At 33.6% G+C, this 26,831-nt stretch carries 18 protein-coding genes; 15 read left to right on the top strand and 3 right to left on the bottom strand.

Annotation, left to right across the window (positions count from 1 at the left end; translation table 11 throughout):
- Nucleotides 1-7 precede the first annotated feature (7 nt).
- The gene (locus Q4Q47_RS02995) at nucleotides 8-1,576 is read left to right on the top strand and encodes a sulfatase (RefSeq protein ID WP_303305172.1); all 1,569 of its coding nucleotides are present in this window, start codon (nucleotides 8-10) and stop codon (nucleotides 1,574-1,576) included.
- Nucleotides 1,577-2,097: 521 nt separating this feature from the next.
- Nucleotides 2,098-4,908 (top strand): M16 family metallopeptidase, encoded by a 2,811-nt coding sequence (locus Q4Q47_RS02990; protein WP_303305171.1) that lies wholly within the window; start codon nucleotides 2,098-2,100, stop codon nucleotides 4,906-4,908.
- Nucleotides 4,909-5,071: 163 nt separating this feature from the next.
- On the opposite strand, the gene Q4Q47_RS02985 is transcribed toward Q4Q47_RS02990, so the two are convergent.
- Nucleotides 5,072-5,680: an RNA polymerase sigma factor gene (locus tag Q4Q47_RS02985; RefSeq protein WP_303305170.1), complete on the bottom strand. Its 609-nt coding sequence runs from the start codon at nucleotides 5,678-5,680 to the stop codon at nucleotides 5,072-5,074.
- 104 nt (nucleotides 5,681-5,784) lie between these two features.
- On the opposite strand from Q4Q47_RS02985, the gene Q4Q47_RS02980 reads away from it, so the two are divergent.
- The 13 genes from Q4Q47_RS02980 to Q4Q47_RS02920 all read left to right on the top strand — a co-directional run bounded on the left by Q4Q47_RS02980 (nucleotide 5,785) and on the right by Q4Q47_RS02920 (nucleotide 24,009).
- Nucleotides 5,785-6,996 (top strand): FecR family protein, encoded by a 1,212-nt coding sequence (locus Q4Q47_RS02980; RefSeq protein ID WP_303305169.1) that lies wholly within the window; start codon nucleotides 5,785-5,787, stop codon nucleotides 6,994-6,996.
- Between the two features lie 98 nt (nucleotides 6,997-7,094).
- Nucleotides 7,095-10,433, top strand: coding sequence for a SusC/RagA family TonB-linked outer membrane protein (locus Q4Q47_RS02975; RefSeq protein ID WP_303305168.1), 3,339 nt, complete (start codon nucleotides 7,095-7,097; stop codon nucleotides 10,431-10,433).
- A gap of 17 nt (nucleotides 10,434-10,450) precedes the next feature.
- Complete coding sequence (locus tag Q4Q47_RS02970) at nucleotides 10,451-11,944, top strand: RagB/SusD family nutrient uptake outer membrane protein (RefSeq protein WP_303305167.1); 1,494 nt, start codon at nucleotides 10,451-10,453, stop codon at nucleotides 11,942-11,944.
- Between the two features lie 53 nt (nucleotides 11,945-11,997).
- Nucleotides 11,998-12,771 (top strand): DUF4843 domain-containing protein, encoded by a 774-nt coding sequence (locus Q4Q47_RS02965; RefSeq protein ID WP_303305166.1) that lies wholly within the window; start codon nucleotides 11,998-12,000, stop codon nucleotides 12,769-12,771.
- Between the two features lie 112 nt (nucleotides 12,772-12,883).
- Nucleotides 12,884-14,386 carry a PKD-like family lipoprotein gene (locus Q4Q47_RS02960; protein ID WP_303305165.1) on the top strand — a complete coding sequence of 501 codons (1,503 nt, stop codon included), beginning with the start codon at nucleotides 12,884-12,886 and terminating at the stop codon, nucleotides 14,384-14,386.
- 379 nt (nucleotides 14,387-14,765) lie between these two features.
- The gene (locus tag Q4Q47_RS02955) at nucleotides 14,766-16,175 is read left to right on the top strand and encodes a TlpA family protein disulfide reductase (RefSeq protein WP_303305164.1); all 1,410 of its coding nucleotides are present in this window, start codon (nucleotides 14,766-14,768) and stop codon (nucleotides 16,173-16,175) included.
- An 87-nt stretch (nucleotides 16,176-16,262) separates the two neighbouring features.
- Nucleotides 16,263-17,135, top strand: a complete 873-nt coding sequence (locus Q4Q47_RS02950) for a S1 family peptidase (protein ID WP_303305163.1) — start codon at nucleotides 16,263-16,265, stop codon at nucleotides 17,133-17,135.
- Between the two features lie 232 nt (nucleotides 17,136-17,367).
- Nucleotides 17,368-18,213: a thioredoxin family protein gene (locus Q4Q47_RS02945; protein WP_303305162.1), complete on the top strand. Its 846-nt coding sequence runs from the start codon at nucleotides 17,368-17,370 to the stop codon at nucleotides 18,211-18,213.
- Nucleotides 18,214-18,278: 65 nt separating this feature from the next.
- Nucleotides 18,279-19,313 (top strand): TlpA family protein disulfide reductase, encoded by a 1,035-nt coding sequence (locus Q4Q47_RS02940; RefSeq protein ID WP_303305161.1) that lies wholly within the window; start codon nucleotides 18,279-18,281, stop codon nucleotides 19,311-19,313.
- A gap of 27 nt (nucleotides 19,314-19,340) precedes the next feature.
- Nucleotides 19,341-20,705: a TlpA family protein disulfide reductase gene (locus tag Q4Q47_RS02935; RefSeq protein ID WP_303305160.1), complete on the top strand. Its 1,365-nt coding sequence runs from the start codon at nucleotides 19,341-19,343 to the stop codon at nucleotides 20,703-20,705.
- Between the two features lie 11 nt (nucleotides 20,706-20,716).
- A complete protein-coding gene (locus tag Q4Q47_RS02930) occupies nucleotides 20,717-22,117 on the top strand; it encodes a TlpA family protein disulfide reductase (RefSeq protein WP_303305159.1) in 1,401 nt (466 codons plus the stop codon).
- Between the two features lie 213 nt (nucleotides 22,118-22,330).
- The gene (locus Q4Q47_RS02925) at nucleotides 22,331-23,509 is read left to right on the top strand and encodes an FG-GAP repeat domain-containing protein (protein WP_303308438.1); all 1,179 of its coding nucleotides are present in this window, start codon (nucleotides 22,331-22,333) and stop codon (nucleotides 23,507-23,509) included.
- Nucleotides 23,510-23,514: 5 nt separating this feature from the next.
- Complete coding sequence (locus Q4Q47_RS02920) at nucleotides 23,515-24,009, top strand: protein-disulfide reductase DsbD domain-containing protein (protein ID WP_303305158.1); 495 nt, start codon at nucleotides 23,515-23,517, stop codon at nucleotides 24,007-24,009.
- Nucleotides 24,010-24,155: 146 nt separating this feature from the next.
- On the opposite strand, the gene Q4Q47_RS02915 is transcribed toward Q4Q47_RS02920, so the two are convergent.
- Both Q4Q47_RS02915 and Q4Q47_RS02910 read right to left on the bottom strand, forming a co-directional pair.
- The gene (locus Q4Q47_RS02915) at nucleotides 24,156-25,625 is read right to left on the bottom strand and encodes an aminotransferase class V-fold PLP-dependent enzyme (RefSeq protein WP_303308437.1); all 1,470 of its coding nucleotides are present in this window, start codon (nucleotides 25,623-25,625) and stop codon (nucleotides 24,156-24,158) included.
- A 151-nt stretch (nucleotides 25,626-25,776) separates the two neighbouring features.
- Nucleotides 25,777-26,784, bottom strand: coding sequence for a TlpA family protein disulfide reductase (locus Q4Q47_RS02910; protein ID WP_303305157.1), 1,008 nt, complete (start codon nucleotides 26,782-26,784; stop codon nucleotides 25,777-25,779).
- Nucleotides 26,785-26,831 lie beyond the last annotated feature (47 nt).

Genomic DNA, 26,831 nt, shown 5'->3' with positions numbered 1-26,831 from the left:
ACACAAAATGACGGATAAAAAAACGAGATTAAGAACAATCTTCAAGCTTTCAATTATTACATTATTATTGCAATGCAATGTAACATCATGCAGTCATTCAATTAAAAAAGTAAACCCTCCAAACATTATTGTTTTTCTTGTAGATGATATGGGACTTATGGATACATCAGTGCCATTTATTATTGATGGTAACGGTAACCCGGTTAAGTATCCTCTAAATACATTTTACAGGACACCAAATATGGAAAAACTGGCGAAACAAGGTATACGTTTTACAAATTTTTATGCACACTCGGTTTGTTCGCCAACACGCGTTTCAATTCTAACAGGTCAAAACTCTGCCCGCCATGGTGTGACAAATTGGATTCGGTCTGAGAATAACAATCGTACAGAATTTGGACCATCAAATTGGAACTGGAAGGGGTTAACTAAAAAATCTGTGACATTACCACGAGTATTACAACAAGAAGGTTATAGGACCATTCATGCGGGTAAAGCCCATTTAGGCCCAATCAACAGTGAGGGAGAAAATCCACTTAATCTAGGTTTCGATGTTAACATTGCTGGTAGTTCTATAGGTGAACCGGGAAGTTACCACGGGAAGGATGGCTTTGGACATATTGGAGGTAATAAAACCAGAGCAGTTCAAGGTTTAGAAAAATACCATGGTAAAGACATTTTTCTGACGGAAGCATTGACCATTGAAGCCAATGCAGCTATCACTAAAGCTAAAGAAGAAGATAAACCCTTTTTTCTCTACATGTCGCATTATGCAGTGCATGCCCCCTTTCACTCTGACCCTGGTTTTTCAGATAACTATATAGATTCAGGTAAAACTGAAAAGGCTCAAGCATTTGCAACATTAATAGAAGGGATGGATAAATCTCTTGGGGATATAGTAAAGCATGTCAAAAGTCTTGGGTTAGGCGAGAATACCATACTCATATTTATGGGAGATAATGGATCAGATGCCCCCTTACCTTCTGAAAATGATTACGGTAGTTCATATCCTTTAAGAGGTAAAAAAGGACACCATTGGGAAGGCGGTATGCGCGTACCATTTATTGCTTCATGGGTTGAGCCGAACGAACAAAAGCCCTTGCAAAAGAAAATGCCTATTGCGCAACAAGAGATTCAACAACAACCTGCTTCTATCTTAGATGTTTTTTCAACAGTGTGCCAGTTGGCTAATGTAACCATTCCTGAGAACCATATCACGGACGGATTTGATTTAAAAGAGCAGCTAAACGGGCAAATTAATACAAAACGTAGTGAGCTTTTCCTCAACCATTTTCCACATGGTAACCATCGTACCAATTATTTTACAAGTCTTGTTAAATCAGACTGGAAAATTATTTACCATTATCAAGTTGATGGTCAGCCTCTATATGAGTTGTACAATCTGAAAAATGATCCATTCGAAGCCAATGATTTGTCAAAAGAAAATCCTGAACAGCTCAAATTTTTGATGAAAGCACTAATTCATGAAATGGAAAATAAAGGAGCTCTCTATCCGGAGAAGGATGGTGAAGTATTAAAAATGATCATACCTCAATCAAGAAGTAATACGAAATAAACATAGAAATAAGTCTTATAATTTGTGTCTATAGTGCTCTATTTTACAATAAAATAAAACCGTAACTAAGGCTCAATGTTATTAAGTTAAGGGCAGAATGTGTCAATTTTGTCATTCCGACGAAGGAGGAATCCCATTAAGTAAATAAGATTATGAGATTCCTCCTTCGTCGGAATGACAGTTAAATTGCTTAACTTAATAACATTGAGCTAAGGCTATGTTTAGATTTTATTATTTATCTGAGCACGATATAATCCAAATTCTTTTTGGTATAAGATCAGTTTTTCGAAATATCTATTTAATGTCATTGCAAAAAATATTTTTCAAAATAAGCTTTAGAAAACTTTTTAAGCTCAGTTTTTCTTTTGACCATAATATTAAACCCTTCAAACCTTTAGGTTCTAAAAAGTTACTATTACGACATCTTTTCATTTTTTAACATTTTATTAATAGGGGTAAATCACTTTTTTCAACACTTTAATACATATAACAAACACCAACTTCATAAATTAAAACTTTAAATGATTACAAAAGCACGTCAAAAAACAATCATTCTTTTGCTTTCAATGGTATGCATAATACAATTCGTAAACGCACAAGAGGCTGAATCAAAATTCGAGAAAATTAAAGAGTTAGGTAGTATTGAAGAATACTTATATACCCCTAATGGTATGAATATGCTATTGGTACAGGACAATTCTGCTCCAGTAGTTACCGTACAAATTGTATACCGGGTTGGATCAAAACATGAAGTTCCAGGAAACACAGGATCAACTCATTTACTGGAACATTTAAATTTTAAAGGAACCCCTACATTCAACAAAAGAAATGGAAATGCCATTTTTAATGTATTGCAAGGTATGGGAGCCCAAATGAATGCGACGACCTGGAATGACAGAACTAATTATTATGAAACCATCCCAAGTGACAAAATTGAAACTGCACTTCATATAGAGTCAGACAGAATGCGCAATTCTTTGCTCTTAAAAGAAGACAAAGATGCAGAAATGACCGTAGTTCGTAATGAGTTTGAGCGTGGCGAAAATAATCCAAATAGTCTTTTAAGTAAAGAAATGTGGGCGACTGCTTATATGGCGCATCCATATCATCATTCAACTATTGGGTGGCGTTCAGATATTGAGAACATGCCAATTGAAGCATTACGTAAATTCTACAACACCTATTATTGGCCAGATAATGCAACACTAACCATTATTGGAGATTTTCAAAAAGAATCACTTTTTAACTTAGTTGACAAGTATTTTGGTAAAATTACTAAGGCCCCACATAACATGCCTCAACCTTATACAGAAGAACCAGCTCAGTTAGGACCTAGAAGAATCGTTATTAAAAAGCCGGGACAACAAGGTATCGTTTCTATAGGCTATAAAATTCCGGGGAGATTGCATGATGACTTACCAGCTTTACAGGTTTTAAGTCAAATTATAGGCTCTGGTACATCTTCAATAATCAATAAAACATTTGTTGATACGGGCTTAGCTCTTTTTGGATTCTCGAGCGCTTCAAATTTTAAAGAAGTTGGCATGTTTACAGTGTCATTAGGTTTTGCTCCAAATAAAAATCATGAAGCGATGAATACTCAAATGCTTGAAATGATAAACAATGTAAAAAATGAAGGTGTTCTTCAAGAAGATGTTGACCGCATTGTTGCTAAACTTAATGCTCAAACCATTTTATCTCGAGATGGTTCAGGAAGTATAGCAGGCCAATTAACCGAAGCTATTGCAGGTGGAGATTGGACAGATTATATTACCGGAAATGAGAGGCTTGGTAAAGTTACAGCTGAAGATGTAAAGCGAGTAGCCAATACTTATTTATTAGAAGACCAAAGCACAACAGGTTATTTTGTTCCAAAAATATCCGGTGGAAATAAATCTACAGGTCAAAAGCTTGCTAATTATACCTCTAAGGATAGTAAGTACTTTTATAGAAACCCTAATCATTCAAATGATTGTGAACACGATGAATATTCGACTAGAATTTCTCAAACGATGCTTTCTGAAATAACATCAGCATATGAAACCATCAAAGCCACTAATAAAGGCGAAAAGTTTACGAGAAAAACGGTAGCGGGAATAGATGTCATTACTGCAAAAACGGGAGCTAAAGATTTTTTAACAGTTTCAGCCAGTTTCCCAATAGGGGGGTATTTAAATACGAATGCTAATGAAATGGTTCCTTCTTTAACAACACAAATGTTAAGTAAAGGGACTATCAATCATGATAAATTTCAATTTTCTCAAAAACTCGAAAAACTAGGAGTTGGGCTAAGAGTTAATGCTGGAACTCATAAAGTAAATATAAGCTTTAAGTGTTTGAAGAAAGATTTAAAGATGGTCATTGACTTATTGGCAGAAGAGCTGCGTTATCCTTTATTTGACGAAAAAGAATTTGAATTGCTAAAACAACAAAATGCTGGTGGTATGAAACGTGGATTAACAGACCCAGGAACTCAAGGGGCTATTGCCCTTTCTCAAGCCATATATCCTAAAGGACATCCTAATTATTCAACAGATATTCAAACATCCATTGATAACTTAAACAAGGTCACTTTAGATGAATTAAAAGCATTTCACAAATCTTATTTCGGACCCGAAGGCATGCATTTAGTTGCTGTAGGAGATATAGATACCAATACTTTATATACTGCCCTCAAAAAGGCTTTCAAAGGATGGAAAGGCGGTTCAACAAATAAAGCGCAATTTGAGAAACCAGAAAAATCAAATGCCTTAACTAAAGTAGTTACAATACCTCAAAAACCAAGTGCAGAAATGTATATAGGTCAATATACAGGAATCCATAGAATGGATAATGATTATTTACCTTTCTATATGGGAACCAGTATTTTGGGTGGTGGATTTTCTGGAAGATTAATGCAAACCGTCAGAGATAATGATGGCTTAACCTATAGTATTGGAGCTAGTCATTCTGGACATTCGCATACAGGAGGCTATTGGTCAGTAAACGCTTCATTTAATCCGAATCTCTTTCAAAAGGGTTTAGATGCCACCATGGTTCAAATTAAAAAATGGGTCAATGAAGGTATCACTAATGACGAATTAACCGCAAAAAAAACCAACTTAACAGGTAGTTTTAAAGTTGGGCTTTCCACTACAGGTGGTTTAGCAGGAGCACTTTTAAGTTTTGTTGAGCGTGGATTAGAGCCAAGTTATGTGGATCAATATTCTAAAGATATTGAAGCAGTTACTATAGGTCAAGTTAATACTGCTATTAAGAAATATATAGATTTAAATAAATTAATCATTATAAAATCAGGATCACTAGATGAAAATGGTGCCCCTTTAAAATAAAGCACAACATCTTTTCTTTATACTCTTAGTTTTAGTGTTAATTATTTGAGTTAGTCAGTGAGTAAACAAAAAAGAAAGATGATAAAAGGGTTATTTATTTATAAATAGCCCTTTTTAAGAATAAATCGATAAATAATGGTTGACTAAATATTACTTAAAAGATTTAACTGGATTTTGCGAAAACTTTTTGAACTTTAAGTCTTTTAAAATAAAGGAACAAATTTAAAACCCCTTGATCTTTAAGTCTTTCTCTAATTAATTTATAAGCTCGGCACATTTGTGCTTGAACAGTTTTTGGAGAAATTTCAAGGCGCTCTGCTATTTGTGCATAGCTTAGGTTTTCATACTTACAAAGCAAAAACACTTTTTTGCATTTGGTGGGTAGTTTTTCGATTTCTAATTTTAGTTTTTCAATTCTATTAGTATTTATTTCATCATCATCATCAAGGGTCGCCATAAGGCGTTTATATTTCCAACTATCTAAGACACTTTGCTCTCGTTTATCTTTACGATATTTATCAACATAAGTATAATAGGCCGTTTTATATAAATAGGCGTTAATAGAATTGACGGCATCTAACTTTTCTCGAGAGTTCCATAATTTTATAAACGTTTCTTGTAAAATATCTTCAGTTTCATAGTCATTTTTGGTAAACCCGTTAATATAAGCAGCCAATTTTGTGTAATGCAAATCATGAATAGTTTTAAAAGCTATTTGATCTCCTTTTTTAACAGCATTTACCAGGTTAGATATTTTTTTTCTGTCATTCATAAACTTGAATCGGCGAAATATATATAAAAATTTTATAAAAAGATGAAAAAAATTTAGGCGTTTTTAAAAACCTAGACGTATTACTGATATTAAAAGAATAATTTGTGGATAAAAGAATAGAAAAAATAATTGCAAACTATTTCGATCAACAGATCACGGATAGTGAAGCTAAGGAACTTATTTCTTGGATTGAAAAAGGTAATAGAGATATATTTAATAACTATGTAACTTTAAACTTTTCTCTAGAACAGTTAAAAATAGCAAAACGTAATAAAAAGACCGTTTCTTGGGATAAGATAGCTTCTAAAATTAATGATAAACCTTCGATAAAGACGATCCCTATATACAAAAGGAAATTATTCAAATATGCTGCGAGTATTCTAATACTCATCACCATAGGGAATTATGTTTATAAAAAATCTATTAACGAAACCGTAACTATAGAAAATACCTTAAAAGAAATAAAACCAGGATATGAAAAAGCAACCCTTGTTTTATCTGATGGTACTATTATAGATTTAGAGCAGCACAAGAATGAATTGATTACTTCAGATAACCAAATGCAAGTACAGAATACAGATGATGGTTTGGTATACAATTCGATTACTGAAGCGACTCAAATAAAAGGTGTTACCGAGACATTAAAGTATAATACATTGCAGGTGCCCATAGGTGGGATATATCAAGTTAAGTTACCAGATGGAACAAAGGTTTGGTTAAACTCGGCAAGCTCCCTAAGGTACCCGGAAAGATTTAATGGCTCCCAAAGAATCGTAGAATTGACTGGTGAAGCGTACTTTGACGTTACTAAAGACACCAAAGAGTTTATAGTAAAAACAAATACTGCAGACATTACTGTTTTGGGGACTCAATTTAATGTGTCATCGTACAACGAAGATTCTTTTTTCTCATCAACTCTGGTTGAAGGTAAAATTAAATTAACGACATCTCAAGGTATAAATGATAATAACTCTGTCATACTTAGCCCTAATCAAAGAGGCTTAGTAAATAAAGCACTATCAAAGGTTGAAGTAAAACCTGTAGAAACAGAGGTCTATACTGCCTGGAAAGAAGGGAAATTCTATTTTGAAAGAGAAAGGTTGGACCAAATATTGACTAGAATGGCAAGATGGTATAATGTTGATGTTGCTTTTGAAGACGATTCTTTAAAAAAGGAAACGTTTACTGGAGTTATGCTTAAAAATAAGCCAATAGATAACTTATTAAATATGATTAGTGAAACCACAAGAATAAACTATATAATAACCAAAAGTAAAATAAATGAGAAATATGAATTAAAACTAACTAGGAATTAGTTAATAAAAAACCGGAAAATGCTACCAACATTTTCCGGATTAATTTTTGTTAGCTAAAAAATTTTGAAAACCGATTATTTAACTAAACAAACAAATTTATGAAAAAAAAATCAACTACAAGACTATGTAGATTATTTGAAAGACGAAAAGAAATTCTATTACTACTTATGAAACGGTGTCTTATTTTAAGCATTTTATTTTTTAACATTGCTGCTTTTTCTTATTCTCAAAAAATCACATTAGAATTGGGTAAGACAAAGCTGTCTGAGGCTTTTAAAGGTATTAAAAAAGCCACAAAAGTTGACTTCTTCTTTAGTCACAGGGAACTTGATGTAGATCGTGTTGTTATGGTAAATTATAAAGACACGGATGTATTAAAAATTGTTTCAGACCTTGTGGGAAGCAATTTTAAAGTACAACTAAACGAAAACATTTTACTAATTACTCCTGTTTCTATTGGGAATTTTCAAAATGTAATTAAAGTAAAAGGTAATGTTACTGATGAAAATGGTGAAGTATTACCTGGAGCAACTGTTAAAATTAAAGAGACTAATTTAGGAACTACAACCGATTATGATGGTAACTATACTATTAATACTGATGAAAAATCAATTCTTGTTTTTAGTTACGTTGGCTATTTATCTCAAGAAGTTGAGGTAAATGGGCAGAATGTCATTAATATAAAATTAATAGAAGATATTTCGAAATTAGATGAAGTTGTAATTACGGGGATTGTTCAAAGAAAAAGAGAAAGCTTTACCGGAGCAACTCAAACATTTAACAGAGAAGAACTTAAAGCTATTGGTAATTTAAATGTGATTCAAAGTTTAAAGACTTTAGATCCTTCATTTGTCATTCAAGAAAATAATAATCTTGGCTCTAACCCAAATGTATTACCCGATATAGAGGTTCGTGGAAAAACAAGTATATCTACAGACAATATAAGAGATGAATTTGGTAGCAACCCTAACGAACCACTATTTATTCTAGATGGTTTTGAAACGACACTACAAAGAATTGTAGATTTAGATATGAATCGTGTCGCATCTATTACTATACTAAAAGATGCCTCGTCTACAGCTTTATATGGGGCAAAGGCAGCTAATGGAGTTATTGCTATAGAAACATTAAGACCCATTGGAGGGAGATTACAGGTCACTTATAATTCTGATTTTAGAATCGAAATGCCAGATTTGAGTGTTTATAATTTAATGAATTCAACACAAAAGTTACAGTATGAAAAACTGGCAGGACGTTGGAGTTACAGGATTCCGGAAACAGAAAGTACCAATCAATTTGATTTAGACAAAAGCTACAATAGTATTTTAGCTGAAATAGAAAGAGGGGTAGATACCTATTGGTTAAATGAACCCGTTAGAGTAGGAACTTCATTGGGTCACTCGCTATACATTGGTGGCGGAGAAAATGCTATTTCTTATGGAGTAGGGCTTAATTATAAAAAATTAAATGGTGCTATGATTGGTTCGGACCGCTCTACTTGGGGAGCCGATATAAGTCTTACCTACAGAAAAGATAAATTAAATATAACTAATAGGCTTTACATTAATGGGTTTGATGCTAACGAAACGCCTTATGGTTCATTTTCTAACTTTGCTAATGCTAATCCATATTTTAGACAAACGGATGCAACTGGAAATATTACCAAGTTTTTAGATATTGATGACATTTTTAAAAGTAATCAGATAGTAAATCCATTATATAATGCCACTCTAAATGGTATAAATAATAATAAAAATTATGCAATAACAAATAACTTACAAGCTATTTGGACTTTTAATCCTAAGTTAAGACTTCAGGCAGCCTTACAATTGAGTAAAGGAATTACAACCTTAGAAAAGTTTTTACCGCCAGAACATACGTCTTTTGAAAATACAGCATTTTTTGAAAAAGGAAGTTATCAAAATGTGCGTTCTGATGTGTTTAGCTATAAAGTAAATATGATGGCCACTTATGCAAACATATTTAAAGAAAAGCACCAACTAACGGCAAACTTAAGAGTTGAAGCTGAAGAAACAGATAACAAAAGATTAGGTATTAATGCTGTAGGTTTTCCTAGTGGAACTAATGGTAACCCTGCATTCTCATTTAGCTATAAGCCAGATTCAAAGCCTGCAACTGGACAAAGTCTATACAGAAGAATAAATTTACTAGGAAGTATTAACTATGCTTTTGATAATAAGTATCTTTTTGATGGCACATATCGTTTAGATGGTTCAACGGTTTTTGGATCTAACCAAAGGTATTCGCCATTTTGGGCTGTTGGTGCTGGATGGAATTTACATAATGAATTTGGAATGGATCCAGAAAAAATTTCAATGTTGAAATTAAGAGGAAATATAGGATCTACGGGAAATCAAGGTTTTGGAAGTCTGTCATCAGTCTCAATTTATAATTTCAATCAAGATGTTACTATTTTTGGACAAACTCTTGGTCTTCAAACCTTGGCAAACCCTAATTTAGAATGGCAAAAAACCATCGATGCAAGTGTTGGTATCGATTTGGTATTATTTAAAAATAGGCTAAGCGCAACTCTTAATGCATTTAACAAAAAAACAGACCCTTTAGTGGTACGTATTGATTTGCCGTCGTCTACGGGTGTTTTTGGCTACCCTTTAAATACAGGAAATCTAAATACAAAAGGTGTTGAAGCTATTATAAGATATTCGCCAATATATAATCCGGAAAATAACACGATTTGGACTTTAGGGGTTACAACATCTTCTATAAAAAGTGAATATGGTGGGTTTAGAAATACATTAAACTCATTAAATGACAATGAAATTTCTAGTCGTTCACTACTTCGTTTTAGAGATGGTTTTAGCCCAGAAGATCTATGGGTGGTAGAATCTTTAGGGATTGATCCTGGAAACGGGCAGGAAGCTTTTTTAACAAAAGACGGGTTACCAACCTACGAATATAATGTAGAAGACGAAAAAGTTATGGGGAACTCTCGTCCATCTATAGAAGGTGTGATTAGCAGTAACTTACGTTTAAAAAATTTCACCTTTGGTATTAACTTTCGTTACCGTTTTGGTGGAGATGTTTTAAATACCGCACTGTTTAACAAGGTAGAAAACATTAGTGCAACAGAGCGATTAAATAACTTTGATGTTCGAGTACTAAATGATCGATGGATCAACCCAGGAGATGTTTCAAGATTCAAATCTATTACAGATTTTAGTAACACACCAATTTCATCACGTTTTATTCAAAAAGAGAATGTCATTATTGGTGAATCGATTAATCTTGGATATGAGTTTAAAAATCAAAGCTGGATGAACCATTTGGGATTAAGCCAATTAAGATTAAATGCCTATATGAATGAAATATTTCGCATTTCTTCAGTAAGAACAGAACGTGGTATAGACTACCCCTTTGCACGTGCCGTTTCGTTTAGTTTAAAAGCCTATTTCTAAATAAAAAAATTAAAGACATGAAAAAATATTTAAAAAGCTGGATAGCAATACTAGGATGTGTACTCGTATTTTCTTGTAGTAATTATTTAGATGTACAACCAGAAGATAAATTATTAGAATCTATTGTGTTTAGTAATGAATCATCAATACATGCTGCACTAAACAATGTTTATTCCAGTATGGCAAGTGATAATATATATGGCGGAAACTTAACCATGACAACGGTAGATGTTTTAGCACAAAGATATAGTACTTTAGAAGACCTTCAACCAAGGTTTTGGCATAGGTATGGGATTTATGATTATGACGATAGTGTTGTTCAAGGAGGTTTCAATGCTATTTGGTCAAATATGTATATTAATATTTTAAACATAAATAACTTTATTAGTGGTTTAGATACCTATGAAGGTGCGCTTTCCGAAGAAAAAAAGAACCTTTTAAAAGGAGAAGCTATCGCACTTAGAGCGATGCATCATTTCGATTTGTTAAGGCTATTTGGACCTATATATAGTGAAAACCCAGAAGCAGATGCCATTCCTTACAATACAGAAGCTAAAGCAGAATTAACAGCCATTTTACCTGCAACGAAAGTTATGGAGCTTATTTTGGCTGATTTAGCTATTGCAGAAGGTCTTTTGGAAAATGACCCCATAAGAGAATTTGGTAAAATTGCCATTCTGGAAGAAGATGTGGAACCCGAAGACCCTGAGTTTGATTATAATGGTTCTGATTTTTATAGATTTAGAAACTTAAGGCTCAATTATTTTGCTGTTAAAGCATTACAAGCTAGAGCAAATCTATATGCAGGCGATAATATAGCAGCTTTAGCCGCAGCAAAAACAGTTATTAATGAAGCTTCGAAATGGTTTGCATGGACGGATCCATTGGATGTTATTTCTGCAGGTAAAAAAGCAGACCGTATTTTTTCTTCAGAAGTATTGTTTGCTGTACAAAACAACAATTTATATAATCAATATGATCGTTTTTTTAGCGATGAATTAGGTCAGCGATTTGTTTTAACTTCTAACAGCGCGCGTTTAGAAACTGTTTTTGAGGCGAACTTAAATGATTATCGTTTTAATTCTACTTGGGCTGTACCTAGTATTGGAGGTTTTGATACTAAAACCTTTTTTAAGTTTGTTGAAATTAGCGTTGGTCCGGGTGAAGCAGAAGTAGGCTTTAAGTTTATGCAGCCATTGGTAAGAATAAGCGAAATGTATTATATCGCAGCAGAAGCAGAATTAGATGCTACATTAGCCCTAGGGTATTTAAACACAGTACGATTTAATAGAGGCCTAATAGATTTGCCAGCTGATGTTGATATTAATGTTGAACTATTGAAGGAATATGAAAAAGAGTTTTATGGTGAAGGACAATTGTTTTTTTACTATAAACGACACAATTTTTCTACCATTCCAGATGGCTCTTCAGATTCTGGTACCGTAGATATGAACGTATCTACTTATGTGGTGCCTTTACCATTATCTGAAACTAATTTTAGAAATGATTAATTAACTCAATAATTATCTACTGTATCTCAAATACAGTAATAAAATTAAATATTATGCAAAAATATATAAAATCAATAATTTTAATTTGTACCATAGTGTTCGCTTTTTCGGCTTGCGAAAAAGAGGAGCCTGCCCTTTTTAGTGGTAAGGATGTTGTTTATTTCCAATGGGCAAAAGAGGGACAGAATGGTTTTGGTAGTGACCAAGTGGATAGTCTTTCTCTGAGCTTTGCTTTAGAATTGCCAACAGTTACAGACTCTATATTTAACATTCCTGTTAAGGTACATGGATATACGGCTAATTCAGATAGAACTATAGGCGTTAGAGTGCATGAAGCATCTACAGCTCAAGGGAGTGTACATTTTAGTATTCCAGATAATGTTGTGATTCCTGCAGATAGTGTTGGTGGTTTTATACCGGTTACTGTTAATAGAACTGCCGATATGAAAGATCAACCATTTTTGTTGAAGTTGCAATTAGTTTCAAACGAAAATTTCGAAACTAATTTAACAGGAACTATTTTGAGTAGTAATGCAAATAGGCCGGTTAGTTATGATGAATTTGAACTTTTAATTTCCGATATTCTAACAGAGCCTTCTAAATGGAGTTCTTTAGCGGGGTGGCTGGGACCTTTCTCTGCAAAAAAACTATACCTAATAGCTGAATTAAACGATATACCTGTGCCAAATTATAATGAATTCCCACCATTTGGAGAATTCTTATCACATATAAGAGTATTAAAACAACATTTAGAAGATCAAAAAGCTAATGGTACACCAGTTTTAGAAGATGATGGATCAGAAATGATAGTGGGCCCTTATGCATAACCTGTTTTTAATTAAGAAAAAATGAAACATCTATTTTTTAAACTTAATCGTACAGCAATGATGATTATAAGGATGTTACATGTGACCATTGAGAAAAAATAAATATAAACACATGAAAAAATATATAAAAATACAATTAATGTTAGCGCTTTTAATCACTGTAGTACTTTCTTCTTGTTTAGAAGATGAAGGGAACTATGATTATAAAGATATTAACGAAGTAGTCTTTGAAGGAATTCAAGACGAATATGCGCTGTTAAGATTCGACGATTTTAAAATAAGCCCTGAGGTTACTTTTACTCAAGGTTCTGGAAGTCAAAATGATTATTCATATAGATGGGTGGCCGTAAAAATTAAAGCATCGAGTATTGATGAGGATGAAGTAACCGAATTAGCAACGACCAAAGATCTTGATATTAAACTTGAATTGCTGCCTGGGGATTATACAATCCACTATTTTATAACTGATAACTCAACAAATATAGAGTGGCAAAGTAAAGCAACCCTTAGAGTGGCAAATGCTATTTTCGAGGGATGGTTGTTGCTAAGTAGTGTAGGTAGCGAATCCAGATTAGATATGATTCCGTTTATAGACGAAGATTTTCTTGCTCCCAAACAAGATGTTCTTAGTTTTGTAGGCTCGGAACTAACACTGCAAGGCTCCCCAGGTTTTGTGTATTTTAATCGGAGTGCTAAACCTTTTGAAGGTATATATGTGTCAACTTCTGGAAATGGTACAACCAAATTAGAGCCAGATACTTTTGGATGGAACAAAGCTTATAACCTTTCTCAGGAATTTGATACGACCCAGCCGGAAGATTTAGAAGCAGATAATATGGTTGCTACTAATGGTGGTCAATCTTATGTTGTTAAAGATGGTAACATATATCTTCATTACAGGATCTGGCAATTAAATTACAGTACACCAATTAATAGAATAGGGGGTGTGAATTTTGAAGCTTCCTCTATGATAGGAAAAGGATCTGGTTTTTTCTCTACTATTTTGTATGATAATACTAATAAGCGTTTTGTTCAAACCCAAAATGGTACTACAAATGTCATTTCTAGTGTGGGTACATTATTCGACTATACTACAGGTAAAGATTTAGTATATATGGTAGGCAACGATTATAATGCATTGTTCGATGATTCCATATTTGCCATATTAAATGATCCGAACGATGGTAAAAACTATTTAGCATTATTTAATTCCAGGGATTTTGTGCAATCTTATTATGGAGAAATACTAGCTACAGATTTTGACCAAGCTACAGGTTATGCTATTAGTCCGGATTTTGGATATCTATTCTATGCTGTAGGCGGTAAAGTGTATCAGTATGACTTTTCGCTAGGTACCACTAAACTTATGTTGGATAAAGGAACCGAAGAAATTACCTTAATAAAGTTTCATGATATCGTTACGTATTGGAAAACTGAATACAGCGAAATAAATAAAAAACTAATTGTTTGTAGTTATGATCCTTCAGGAACTGAGGGATCTAATGGAACTATGGAATTGTATACAGTACCTCCTGTAAATGGGCAAATAGTTTTAGAAGAGAGCTATACTGGCTTTGGTAAAATTGAAAGTATTACCTACAGAGAACGGTTTTAAATTAATTAATTTTTTGATAACAAAGGGTTGATTTTTCATCAATCAGCCCTTTGTTATTATCATTATTCATTAGAATGTTAATTGATTATTAACTGGCTGATTGTTAGTTTTTTCACATTAATATTTATTTAAAAAATCTTTAATGTTTTGAGTCTAATTTAGACTTGAACGTGCGATAGCTATGTTTAACCCGGATTATGCATTAGAAAATCTATTACAGTCTGAAACTACTTCAAAACCTATCGCTGTGCTATATTTTTAAGTTTCACCAGAGCGATGCTATACTAAAACTTAGAAAACATCAGGTTTTATTGCATTTTCAACCTTCATAACGAAGTTCTAATGCATAATCCGAGTTTAAAAATAAAAAATTTCAATAATGAAAAATACATTAAAATTTATAACTGGTTTATTAGTCCTTTGTATTAGTGCAAACTCTTGGGGGAACCAACTTAATGAAAAAGGAAAAATTAGTGGTAAGTACGTTGGAAACATAAATAATAAAGAAATTTATTTGAGTAAGGCTGAGCATGGCAAACTAACAAGACTTGTTGCCGCTGAGGTAAAAGAAAATGGAGCGTTTAACTTTGCTTACGAGACAGATAAGCCGGGAATATATGTTATTAGTGTTGTTGATAGTTCTACCAAAAAAACAATTAAAGGGAGTTATTACAACTTAAAACGATTTTATTTAGATTCTGGAGCAGATATTAAAATCGAGCTTCAGGATGAAAGCTACAAGTTGCTAAATTCGAACAAGGAAAATGACTTGCTTACAGAGTGGAACCAAACAATTGATACGAGCTATGTATATACGAGGTTAGGAAGTCATCACACTTATGAAGATTTTTTTCCTTTTTTACCGAGTATAGTAAAAAAAGCAGCACGTTTTAAAAAGAAAATAACAACAGGAGACCCCCAATTTGATGAGCTGTTAAAATTACTAGTTGATTCAGAAATAAAATGTACCAACTTAGGATTTCTTTATTCCATGCGTACAAAGCATCCAACCAAAGACACGTATCCTGTTTATTATAAGGAGGTTTTAGAAGATAACTCTCCTTGGTCTGAAAGAATATTGGAATTGCCATTTGGAATTGAATTAGGTCGACTAGGATCCATGTATAAACTTATAAATTTAGATGGCGGTTACCCAAAGGGCATGAGAAAAATTGATGAACTGTATAATCTTTTTCAAAGCAAACTTTTGTGTGGATATCTAGCATTACATACAGCAAAAAGATACCAGGGATATGATGAGGAATATATGGCGTTTAAAGAGAAGGTAACCCCTTATTTATTAAACGACTATTTAAAAAAGAAATTAGAAACAATGGAAGTGCCACTTAAAGCATTTGCCATAGGTGCTAAGGCCATTGATTTTGTTGGTACAGACCTAAATGGTGCGGATCATAAGCTAAGTGATTACAAAGGAAAACTGGTTTATATCGATTTTTGGGCAACTTGGTGTGGTCCTTGTAAGGCTGAAATTCCTGCTTTGAAAACCTTGGAAAAAAAATATCATGGAGAGGACATTGTTTTTATGAGTGTATCCTTTGATAAAGATAAAGATTATCAGAAATGGGAAAATTTTGTTCTAAAAGAAGCATTAAAAGGTGTTCAAATAAAGGTGAGCGATCGTGTTCATTCTGAAATATCAAAAGCTTATAAAATTTCAGGTATTCCTCGTTTTATGTTATTTAATAAAGATGGAACGGTTATCACTGTTGATGCTCCACGTCCTTCGGATGATAAAAAAATTAACGATTTGCTGAACAAGTATTTATAAAAAGTATAAGTCAAAACTACAGGGGCTTGATTGAAAAAGGCCTTAGTATTTGGGTTTAACAAAATGACTGAAATTTATTTAAAAAGGATGAATTTAAAGCAAATTATTACAAGTATACTGATGATTATTTTACTTGGACAATTGAATAACGTACATGCCCAAAATAAAGAATCGTCAAAATATGATCATTATTATAATGATGGGGTTATAACTAGTTCTATCACTAAAAAGGGGAGTGAGCTAATTAAGGCTGGAAATTTTGTCGAAATGGATAAATTAAGGATTGGTTTAAATAAATCCAGTGAAAATGTAAAGTTACCAATTACAACTAGTAAGGGGAGGATTGATTTGGATGCAACACAGGATGGTATTCTGATTTTAGTAAAGCTTTATCTGTGTGGACATTGTCCGAATCACCATGCCTCAATAGCTACAGGTTTTGTTTTAAATAAAGAGGGTGTTTGTGCTACCAATCATCATGTTTTTGCTAAAGACCCTAAAGAATCAATTGATTATGTTTCGGTTTTTGCGATTGACAACCAAGGAAATACTTACCCCGTTGTTGAGGTATTAGCTGCTAACAAAGATAATGATCTGGCTTTATTTAAAATTGAGCCTCAGGATGAAGTATTAAAACCTGTTTTTTTGGGTGAAAATGCTAAGGTTGCTGATAATGTACATATAATTAGTCATCCTAAATTTATGTTTTACACCTATTCTAGAGGGTTTGTTAAAAGATCCTATCTCAGTTATAAAGAAGGCGCTCCTCGTCAATCAATTTCAGCAAATTTTGACCCAGGCTCAAGTGGCGCTCCAGTTTTTAACGATTCGGGAGATGTGGTAGGTGTTGTAACTTCTGTTATGACTGTTTATGATAAAGAAAATAAAAACGCAAAAATAGAAATTAGGGAAATGATTCCTATCGACCTTTTAAAGCAAATGTGTCGTGGGCCACTGTAAAGATGAATTTCAATGAATAGAACATCTATAAATCCATAAAAAGGTATGTTAGCATGTACCGTAAAATTTAAATAACATGAAACGAACATTAACAAATTTTAAGCATTTTTTCACAAAAGGTAATGTTTGAAATTTTTAATGTGAGAACGAAGTGGTTGCACACGTTCTCAACCTGCCTGCCGGTAGGTTTTATAAAAAATTTATTATCAAATAATTACTAAAATTTAAACGTGTGAAAAAAAATCTAAAATTTTATATAGCTACTATACTTATTTGTTTAACTCCTTTATTAGGGATATCACAAGTAACATTTCAAGATACTTCATGGAGTGACCTTTTAAATACAGCGAAAGTAGAACAGAAGTTAATCTTTGTGGACTTATATTTTACTGGATGTTTTCCTTGTAAGTTAATGGATGAAAATGTTTTTACAAACGAAAAAGTATCAAACATTTTGAATCGTGATTTTGTATCATTCAAATCAGATATTTTAAAAGAAGACATTGGCAAAAAAATAAGTTTAAAATATGGTGTTACAGGGTTCCCGACCTTTGTATTCTTAACTGCTGACGGTATTGTTCTAGATATTACCTCGGGACTTTATGAGGTCGACGATTTTACTTCTTTATTAAATACTGTAAAAGAGAATGCTGATAAAAAAATACATAAAAAATACAGTAATAGCCTAGAGGGAAATTACCCCAAATTTTATAATGATGCTTACTTAAAAAACAAAAGAGATGTTTCTTTCGAGGTATTGGATTCCTATTTAAAAAATCAACAGGATTTAAGTGCTGAAATACCTTTCGCAATTATGACCGGACTTAGAGTTGGTGGAAAATATGCTGACTATATATTGAATAATGCAGAACAGTTAGCTAAAGATTATAGTAGAATGCAAATGAGAAACAATCTTTTTACAATATTAAAAAGAAAGGCTATGTCATTAGGGAAAAAGAATGATCAGGCGGCTTACAATGAAGTTTTAGAAAAAGCAAAACCCATATTTACAAAAAAAGAGTGGACAAAATTTAGTGAATCATTTCAAAAGGATTTTGATAATAATAGAATTCAATAATCAGAACATTTTAAGGTTTTTTCAGATCCTTTAAAAAGTTTAATTCAGAATTAAAAACATCAATCATGAAAAAAATATTTTTAATACTAGTATTAATTGGTCATACGTCTTGCAAAGGCCAGACCGTTCACCCAGAATACACCATTATTTCGGGGCAAATAAAAAATGCAGAATCTAAAGCGTTTTCGCTATTTAGTATGGCTGAAGGTTCAAAAGAAATTACTTTAAACGAAAAGGGTCTGTTTAAAGATACTTTGCATGCTCCCAAGGGGTTATTCCAAATAATAATGCCTGAATTGAATAGAGAAGGCTTGGTGAGATTAAAAATAAATAAAGGAGCAGATATTCACTTTACAGCAGATGCAAATGATTTTAGAAATACTTTAAACTATACTTTAGACCAAGCTGATTTAAATAATTTTTATAACGAAAAAGCAAAAATTGATAATTCTGAGGATGGTTTTGATGAATTATGGTACAGAGAATCTAAAGCAATTTTTGATGCTAAGATCAAGTTGCTAAAAGAGAAATATACAACGCTTCTAAGATCATACAAAAATATTGCTGAAGAAGATATTATAGGCGCGGAAAGCGATAATGAAAGAATGATTAATATCTATAGATCTAACTACGAAAGTGCTTATGAAATATCGCAAAAATTAAAGAAAGGAACCTCTTCACCTTCTTTTGAGAATTTCGAAAACTTTGATGGTTCTACAACATCACTTTCAGATTTTAGAGGCAAATATGTATATATAGATTTGTGGGCTACGTGGTGCGGTCCTTGCAAATATCAAATACCTTATTTAGAAGAAATAGCCAAAGAATATAAAGACAAGAATATTGTCTTTGTAAGTATTTCTAGTGATGCTCAAAAAGATAAAGAAAAGTGGAAAGCTATGATTAAAGAAAAGCATATGGGAGGCGTTCAATTACTTTCACCAAATGCAGGGAATATTGATTTTATGAAAGATTATTATATAAAAGGAATCCCAAGGTTTATTCTCTTAGATCCAAAAGGAAACATTATTGATTATGATGCTCCAAGACCTTCTGAGAAAGAAAAAATAAATAAACTATTTATCAGCAATGGTATTTAAAGCGTGAAGTTAAAAACAACATTAATTATGAAAACATCTAATTTATTATTCTTAATCCTCATTATGAGTATTGCCGTGTCTTGCGCAAATGATTCATCAAGTAAAGATAATGGATATACCACTATTGAAGGTATGTTTGATACATCTGATAAAGTTGAGGTCAGCTTGTATAAAGTTGAACACGGTACACAAACATTAATAAGTACTTGCCAATTAAATGAGGGTAAACAATTTGGTTTTCACATAAAACCAGACGGAGAGGGTTTTTACGTTTTAAATATTGGACCTTTTAAAAGATCTATTTATATAAAAGAGAACATGGCTATAAAAATTACAGCCAAATCTGATGGAAAGGTATTGTTAGAAAGCTCTGACGAAGAAAATAAAGTATTAACTAATTGGATGGAAGAACAAAAAAAGTTCACGCCCAATTTTGCTGCAAATTCAAATGAAAAACCTACGAGTGCTTTCTCATTTTATGAAAAAAATATTGATAAAGTAAAAAAGTATCACGACAAGGTTAATACTTCAAATGGGCGTTTTAATGAGCTCATGCATGCATTAATAAATTTAGATATAGAGGCTGCTATTATCTGCTTAACATTTCCTAATTCACCTGAAGAAAAATCGGCTAAATTTTATCAGAACCTGATGCAGGGGGATAATTACAAATCAACCATGATACTTGATCTTCCTGGTGTGATGCGCGCTTTTGGGAGTCATCAACTTCATAGAAGTCTGAATGCAGGTATTAAGTTAGATAAAAACTCATTAAGCTGGATGGTGAATGATATAGAAAATGACACGCTAAGAGGATATTATATTTTAAATAATCTAAGGTCGTTTAAAACTTATAACAAGGAGTATTTAAATTTTATCGAACCATTTAGAAAAGATATCGTACTAAGTAAATATGTTGAGAAAAGAATTGCTGACTTCGAATCTAAAATAAAAAATATTGATCCAGGAACCCAAGGATACCCATTTACTTATAAAGACATAGAAGGTAAAGAAGTATCGTTTAAAGATTTTAAAGGAAAATATGTTTATATAGATGTGTGGGCTACTTGGTGTGGGCCATGTAAAGCTGAAATACCACACATTCAAAAGTTAGAAAAAGAGCTACATGATAAAGACATACAGTTTGTAAGTATTTCTTTGGATAAACCCAAAAGTCATGAAACATGGAAAAATTTTGTTGAAAAGGAAGCATTATCCGGAATACAGTTAATTGCTGAAGATGCTTTTAATTCTCGCCTTGCGAAAGATTACAAAATTAAATCCATACCTAGGTTTTTGCTATTTGATAAAGATGGTGTCATTGTCGATTCAAATGCCAAGAGACCGTCAAATCCAGAATTAAAAACACAATTAGAACAGTTAATAAATTAAAAGAAATAAGAATGACTAGAAATATAATTACAATGTGCTTAGCAGTGTGTTTCATGCTGTCTTGCAAACAGTCCCATGAATCAACAAAAACAGAGTCAACCATCATTCAAGGTAGCTCACAAATGTCTTCTGATTTCAAAAAGTTGAAATTATATAAAATGAATCATGGACAATTGCAAGTAGTTGATTCTGCTTCTGTTGATGCTAACAATAATTTTCAATTTAATTTACTGCCCGAATCTGAAGGTTTTTATCACCTGAGAACTGAGAAATATAATTATGTATTTAACCATATCCCTTTGTACATTAAAAAGGGGCAGACTTTTAATATTGAATTAGATAGCACAGGTTATAAAATGCCTCAGGTTCCAGATAAAGAAAATGAGCTTCTTTCTGAATGGGTTGCTTTAACAGATACCTTAAATTTCTATTCAATAGGAAATCACTCTGAAAAAAACGCCTATGAGCATTTCTTTCCATTTTACGAGCAATTTTCACAAAAAATGCAAGCGTTTCATAAAAAAGTAGCTAGTAAAAACACAAATTTTAATAGACTGATGCATGCACACATAGATATGACAACAATAAGAACAGCCCTGTCTTTTTTGTATGGCATGCGAGGGAAATACCCTAAAGAGGAAGAAATTCCTGATTACTATAGCGAATTTGTGACTATGGACACTTTTAAATCTGCAGTGGCTCTTGAAATACCAGAAGGCATGGAAGCGCTTAGGCTTTTTCAGTATCGCAGGCTGGCTCTTTTAGATACACAACTATCACAACCTGATAGTTATTGGTGGATAAAAGAAAGTGTTTCTAACGATACCCTCCGCGCATACGTTTTATTAGAAGTATTAAAACGCACTAAAGCACTCAATGATACATATTATAATATAGTTGAGAAGCATAAAAAAATATTAAACTCTAATCCTTTTATTCGTAAACAGCTAGACGCATTGGAGAGTAAATTGGGTAAATACGAAGCGGGAGCGCTAGGGTATAATTTCATAGCTAAGAACATAAAAGGGGAACAGGTATCATTCAAGGATTTTAGAGGGAAATATGTATACATTGATGTATGGGCTACATGGTGTGGTCCTTGTAAAGCAGAAATACCACACATTCAAAAGTTAGAAAAAGAACTTCATGGAAAGGCTATTGAATTTGTAAGTGTTTCAGTAGACAAACCAAAGGACAAGGACAAATGGAAGTCATTTGTAAAGGACAATAATTTAACCGGTGTACAATTAGTAGCAGATAGTGCATTTAGTTCAGGAATAACCAAAGAATATGGCGTAAATAGTATTCCTCGTTTTTTACTATTTGATCAGGAAGGAAAGGTTATAGATATTGATGCTAAGAGACCTTCTAATCCTGAATTGAAAGAGCAATTAATGACATTACTTAATTAGCAAATAAAAAATCTTCAAATTTTAATAAATAAAAGTAACATGCAAACACAAAGAATTCTATATATAGCTTTCATCCTATCAATTTCGTTTACCAATAAAATGGCGGCTCAAGAAAATAAATCAGTAGAAAGCACTATAGTACAAGATTGGTACAAAGAGTCATTCCTTATCAAGGCAGGAGACTCCATTCTTGATATGGCCGATGTGGATCCAATGGCCCATGCAGCACCATTTCTGGCTGATTTGAATGGTGATGGTAAAAGGGATTTGATTGTTGGATCTTATGATGGGAAATTTCGTTTCTATCAAAACCATGGCACGAATTCAGATCCAAAGTATGATGGTAACGCAGTGTTACTCTCTGCTGGCGACAAGGACGCCATGGTACCAAACTGGTGTTGTGTAGCGGCAGGGCCACAACTCTTAGATGTAGATGATGATGGTATATTGGATCTGGCTTCCGGAAGTTACGGTGGACTTGCCTATTGGTTTAAGGGCTTAGGCGGTACGCGTTTCTCAGATCGGCAGACGCTTGTAGATCAAGCTGGAATTCCATTAATTGGAAGAAGTGAATTTATTGATACCCTTTATTCCTCTAATAACCTTGGATCGAATGTCGCATGGACAGACTGGAATGATGATGATGTACCTGATTTGATTATTGGTAGTGGTATTGGCAAAAACAGTGGTGAACTATTTTTACGCTTAGGAACTAATATGCCATCTATTGGGTCGGTAACTGCAGGTAGCGCCATCCCATCACAGCCTTCCTTTTTAACGAAGAATTACTACCCAGATACCTACGAAATTAAAGTAGCTGGTGAACGTGCCATTCAGGAATCCCATGCGGCACCAGCAGTGGCAGACTGGGATGGTGACGGTTTGCAAGATATTTTATTGGGCACTATTACTGGTCGCGTTTATTTGCTTCGCAATAGTGGCGAAGAAGGTGCTCCAGTGTTTAACTCTCGTGAAGTGCTGTTAGAAGCAGGAGCGGTGGAGCAATGGATGCCAGAAGACAGCTCACCACAACACGGGGCTCGTAGCCAAGTTCATGTGGCCGATTATAATATGGATGGTAAAATGGATCTATTGGTAGGCACTTGGTTCAATAGAAGTACACCACGAAAAGATTTAAGTAAAAAGGAGCAAAAACGAGTAACAGCACTGAGACAACAAATGGCAGATCTAGATAAAGAGATTGGTTTAGAGCCTGGTATTTATCGTTATAAATCGGGAGTATTCGGTAGAGGCGATAAAAGCAAGCAGTACAATGAGCTGAGAAAAGAATTAGAACCGTTTTTAGAAACAGTAACTGAAACTTATTATGGTCGCGAACAAACGAGTAGTAGTTTTATGCATAGCCATATCATGGTATATATACAAAAATAATAAAGATGATTAAAGGTATTGTAAAAATAATGATGGCGGTACTTATACTGCTTTATTTATCGACTACGGTTGTGGCTCAAAGTAGTGATAGATCTGTGACTTATAGTGTCGAGGCTCCTAAGGAGGTTGCAGTTGGTCAAAACATAGATATAAGTGTCACCTTTAACATGAAAACAGGCTGGCATATTTATGCCCCTAATAGAGCTAATGAAGCCAAAGGCTATATAGTTAGCACTATTGGGTTTAAAGCACCCGAAGGCATGACAGCTGATGAAATACAAATCCCAACTCCAAGTAACAGCATTACTGGTCAAGTATATAAGGGGAGTGGAGTCGTGATGAAGCAAAGTTTAATGTCTACTAAAGGGCTTACTCCAGGCAAACATAAAATTAAAGGAACTGTGACCTATCAGGCTTGTAACATTGATTATTGTGAACCACCACAAAGTTTTCCAGTTATTCTGAGAATAAATGTTGTAGAGAAACATGTAGAGAAATAACATGTTTTTATTTCTCTGGTAATTTTGTCATTCAGAGTGCAGCGAAGAATCTCTTAAAATCATATTGATTTACAAAATATAAGATTCTTCGACTCCGACAACTGTCGGAATGCTCTGAATGACATTTATTTTTTCTATTGTCTCTTTTATAAATTAAACCACTCCTGTGTTATCTGCTTTTCAATATTATGATTTCCTTTATGAATAAACTCATTTTTCACAGCGTTGTATTCATAATCTTTTCCCCAGTTCTCATAATTCTCTGCCACTTCTTTTATAGCATCACAGATAAAGTGAATATCGGCATTGGTCATAGTAGGATGGATGGACATTCTTACCCAGCCCGGACGCTCTATCAAGCAACCTTCTAATATCTTTTGTTCAATAGATTTAGAGGTCGGCTCGTCCACATTTAATAGATAATGGCCATAAGTTCCTGCACAAGAACAGCCTCCTCTGGTCTGTACCCCAAAACGGTCGTTTAAAAGCTTGACTATTAAATTATAATGAGCATCTTCAATATAAAACGAGAATACGCCCAGCCTATCGGTATGCTCGGGGGCCAATATGGTTAAATTTTCTATAGCTCTGAGTTTTTCAAAAATGATGGCATTTAGCTCATGTTCTCTGTCCAAGATATTCTGCACCCCCATCTTCTCCTTAAGTTGAATGGATAGCGCAATTTTTATAGCCTGTAAAAACCCTGGCGTTCCACCATCTTCTCTGGTTTCTATGTCGTCTATATAATCGTGATCCCCCCAGGGGTTTGTATAGGATACTGTGCCGCCTCCCGGATTGTCCGGTACCAGGTTCTTATATAATTTTTTATTAAAGATCAGCACGCCCGAGGCCCCTGGCCCTCCTAAGAATTTGTGTGGAGAAAAAGTAATGGCATCCAAATACGCTTCTTTGTCTTCCGGATGCATATCTATGTCTATGTATGGTGCCGAACATGCAAAATCCACAAAACACAGTCCATTGTTCTGGTGCATGATTTTTGCTACTTCATGGTAATTGGTTCTAATGCCTGTTACGTTAGAACACCCCGTAATGGCTGCTATTTTTATGGGGCAGTCCCTATACTTTGCAATGAGTTTTTCTAAGTTTTTGGCACATGGCAGGCCTGCTTCATTTGAAGGAATGACTTCAACCTTGGCAATGGTTTCCAACCAGGACGTTTGATTGGAATGATGTTCCATATGGGATACAAAAATGATAGGTCTTAAAGCTTCCGGAACCTGTGTATGTTCTTTTAAGCTCTCGTTAACCTTTAAACCCAAAATACGTTGAAACTTGTTAATGGCACCCGTCATACCTGTTCCGACAGTTATGAGGACATCCTCGTTGGAAGCATTTACATGCCCTTTAATGATGTTTCTGGCCTCGTGATAGGCCAATGTCATGGCCGAACCTGTTATGGAAGTTTCGGTATGTGTATTGGCTACATAAGGACCTATATCATTTAATAACTTCTCTTCTATAGATTTATATAACCTGCCACTGGCGGTCCAATCCGCATAAATAATCTTCTGTTTACCATAAGGTGACTCGAAGGTTTGATCTATACCGACAATCTCATCCCTAAAGGGTTTAAAATAAGCTTCAAGGTTAGACATTTCTTTTTTATTGTTAAAAAGGCTTTTAATAGCACTAGTTCTTAAATTCACAGCTTTAAATTTTTAACGAAGAACCACTTTGATTTAATCAAAGACCAAAGTGACTCTTCTCACTAAAACAATAAAGAATAATTAAGTAGGAACTACTTAATTAAATTTTTAACTCGTTAAATAAATCTTTTAATTTCTCGTTAGATGGTCTAGGAGCATCTGCAGAAACTATATTTCCGTTAGGATCTATAAGTATAAACCTTGGAATACCGTTGATTTTATAATCTTGTACAAAACCAGATTTAAAATTATTATCTGCAATTAATTGAATACCTCCTAATTCTTTTTCAGCAATCATTTCTTTCCACTTCGCTTGATCTGCTGCTTTATCTACTGAGATACTAACAAACTCTATATTTTTATCATGGTAAGCTTTTTCTACTTCTTTTAAATAAGGAATTTCTGCTTTACAAGGACCACACCATGTAGCCCATACATCAATGTATACAAACTTGCCTTTTAAATCGTCTAAGGATGTTGTTCCCCCTGCATAATTTTCATAATCAACAAATTTTGGCGATTCTTGACCTTTTAGTGCCAACAATGTTTGCTTTTGATCATACATCATAGTTAGCTGCTTTTTAGTCATTTCAACTTCCTTTTCTTGTCCGGCAATAAATGTAGAATCTAAGCCTTGAGTTTTATCCAATAAAGCTTTAAGTTCAATAGTTGCATTATTCAAACTTTTATCAAAGCCAGCTTTATCCGAAGCCATCAATTCTTCAAAGTTGATTAATGTCTCATTTAGCAAACCTTTTTGAGCCAAATAGTTATTAGCCTCGGCGCCGTTACCTTCATATTTAATGGTCTCATCAAAGGCTTTAGTATCTAATTTAATTTTTAAATCGTAACCATTCTTTAAATACACTTTAGCTTGTTCTTTGCCATCGAATAAAATATAGTGACCTGCTTCTACTTTAAGCGTATCTGAAAAAACGCCTTCTGGACTCACTTTAATTGTTTTGATAATGCCTCGTTGTGCTACGATTAAAGAGTCAGAATTTTGATTTGTAATGGTTCCCGAAAGGGTCACATAATCTTTAGGGGCTTCTTCTTTGCAAGACACAAATACTAGAGCTATTGATAATATATAAACTATTTTTTTCATTGAATTTGGTTTTAATTCATTCCCATACGAATGAGAATCTATTTATT

It is taken from the genome of Flavivirga spongiicola (genome assembly GCF_030540825.1).
In the GTDB taxonomy this organism is placed as follows: domain Bacteria; phylum Bacteroidota; class Bacteroidia; order Flavobacteriales; family Flavobacteriaceae; genus Flavivirga; species Flavivirga spongiicola.
This window is presented reverse-complemented; position numbering and strand designations above follow the sequence as displayed.

Coding starts and splice junctions, on each gene's coding strand:
- Q4Q47_RS02970 (WP_303305167.1), top strand. CDS start 10,451: ATGAAAAAATATTTAAAAAGCTGGATAGCAATACTAGGATGTGTACTC.
- Q4Q47_RS02930 (WP_303305159.1), top strand. CDS start 20,717: ATGACTAGAAATATAATTACAATGTGCTTAGCAGTGTGTTTCATGCTG.
- Q4Q47_RS02910 (WP_303305157.1), bottom strand. CDS start 26,784: ATGAAAAAAATAGTTTATATATTATCAATAGCTCTAGTATTTGTGTCT.
- Q4Q47_RS02960 (WP_303305165.1), top strand. CDS start 12,884: ATGAAAAAATATATAAAAATACAATTAATGTTAGCGCTTTTAATCACT.
- Q4Q47_RS02920 (WP_303305158.1), top strand. CDS start 23,515: ATGATTAAAGGTATTGTAAAAATAATGATGGCGGTACTTATACTGCTT.
- Q4Q47_RS02985 (WP_303305170.1), bottom strand. CDS start 5,680: ATGAATGACAGAAAAAAAATATCTAACCTGGTAAATGCTGTTAAAAAA.
- Q4Q47_RS02965 (WP_303305166.1), top strand. CDS start 11,998: ATGCAAAAATATATAAAATCAATAATTTTAATTTGTACCATAGTGTTC.
- Q4Q47_RS02940 (WP_303305161.1), top strand. CDS start 18,279: ATGAAAAAAATATTTTTAATACTAGTATTAATTGGTCATACGTCTTGC.
- Q4Q47_RS02950 (WP_303305163.1), top strand. CDS start 16,263: ATGAATTTAAAGCAAATTATTACAAGTATACTGATGATTATTTTACTT.
- Q4Q47_RS02975 (WP_303305168.1), top strand. CDS start 7,095: ATGAAAAAAAAATCAACTACAAGACTATGTAGATTATTTGAAAGACGA.
- Q4Q47_RS02955 (WP_303305164.1), top strand. CDS start 14,766: ATGAAAAATACATTAAAATTTATAACTGGTTTATTAGTCCTTTGTATT.
- Q4Q47_RS02995 (WP_303305172.1), top strand. CDS start 8: ATGACGGATAAAAAAACGAGATTAAGAACAATCTTCAAGCTTTCAATT.
- Q4Q47_RS02915 (WP_303308437.1), bottom strand. CDS start 25,625: ATGTCTAACCTTGAAGCTTATTTTAAACCCTTTAGGGATGAGATTGTC.
- Q4Q47_RS02925 (WP_303308438.1), top strand. CDS start 22,331: ATGGCCCATGCAGCACCATTTCTGGCTGATTTGAATGGTGATGGTAAA.
- Q4Q47_RS02935 (WP_303305160.1), top strand. CDS start 19,341: ATGAAAACATCTAATTTATTATTCTTAATCCTCATTATGAGTATTGCC.
- Q4Q47_RS02990 (WP_303305171.1), top strand. CDS start 2,098: ATGATTACAAAAGCACGTCAAAAAACAATCATTCTTTTGCTTTCAATG.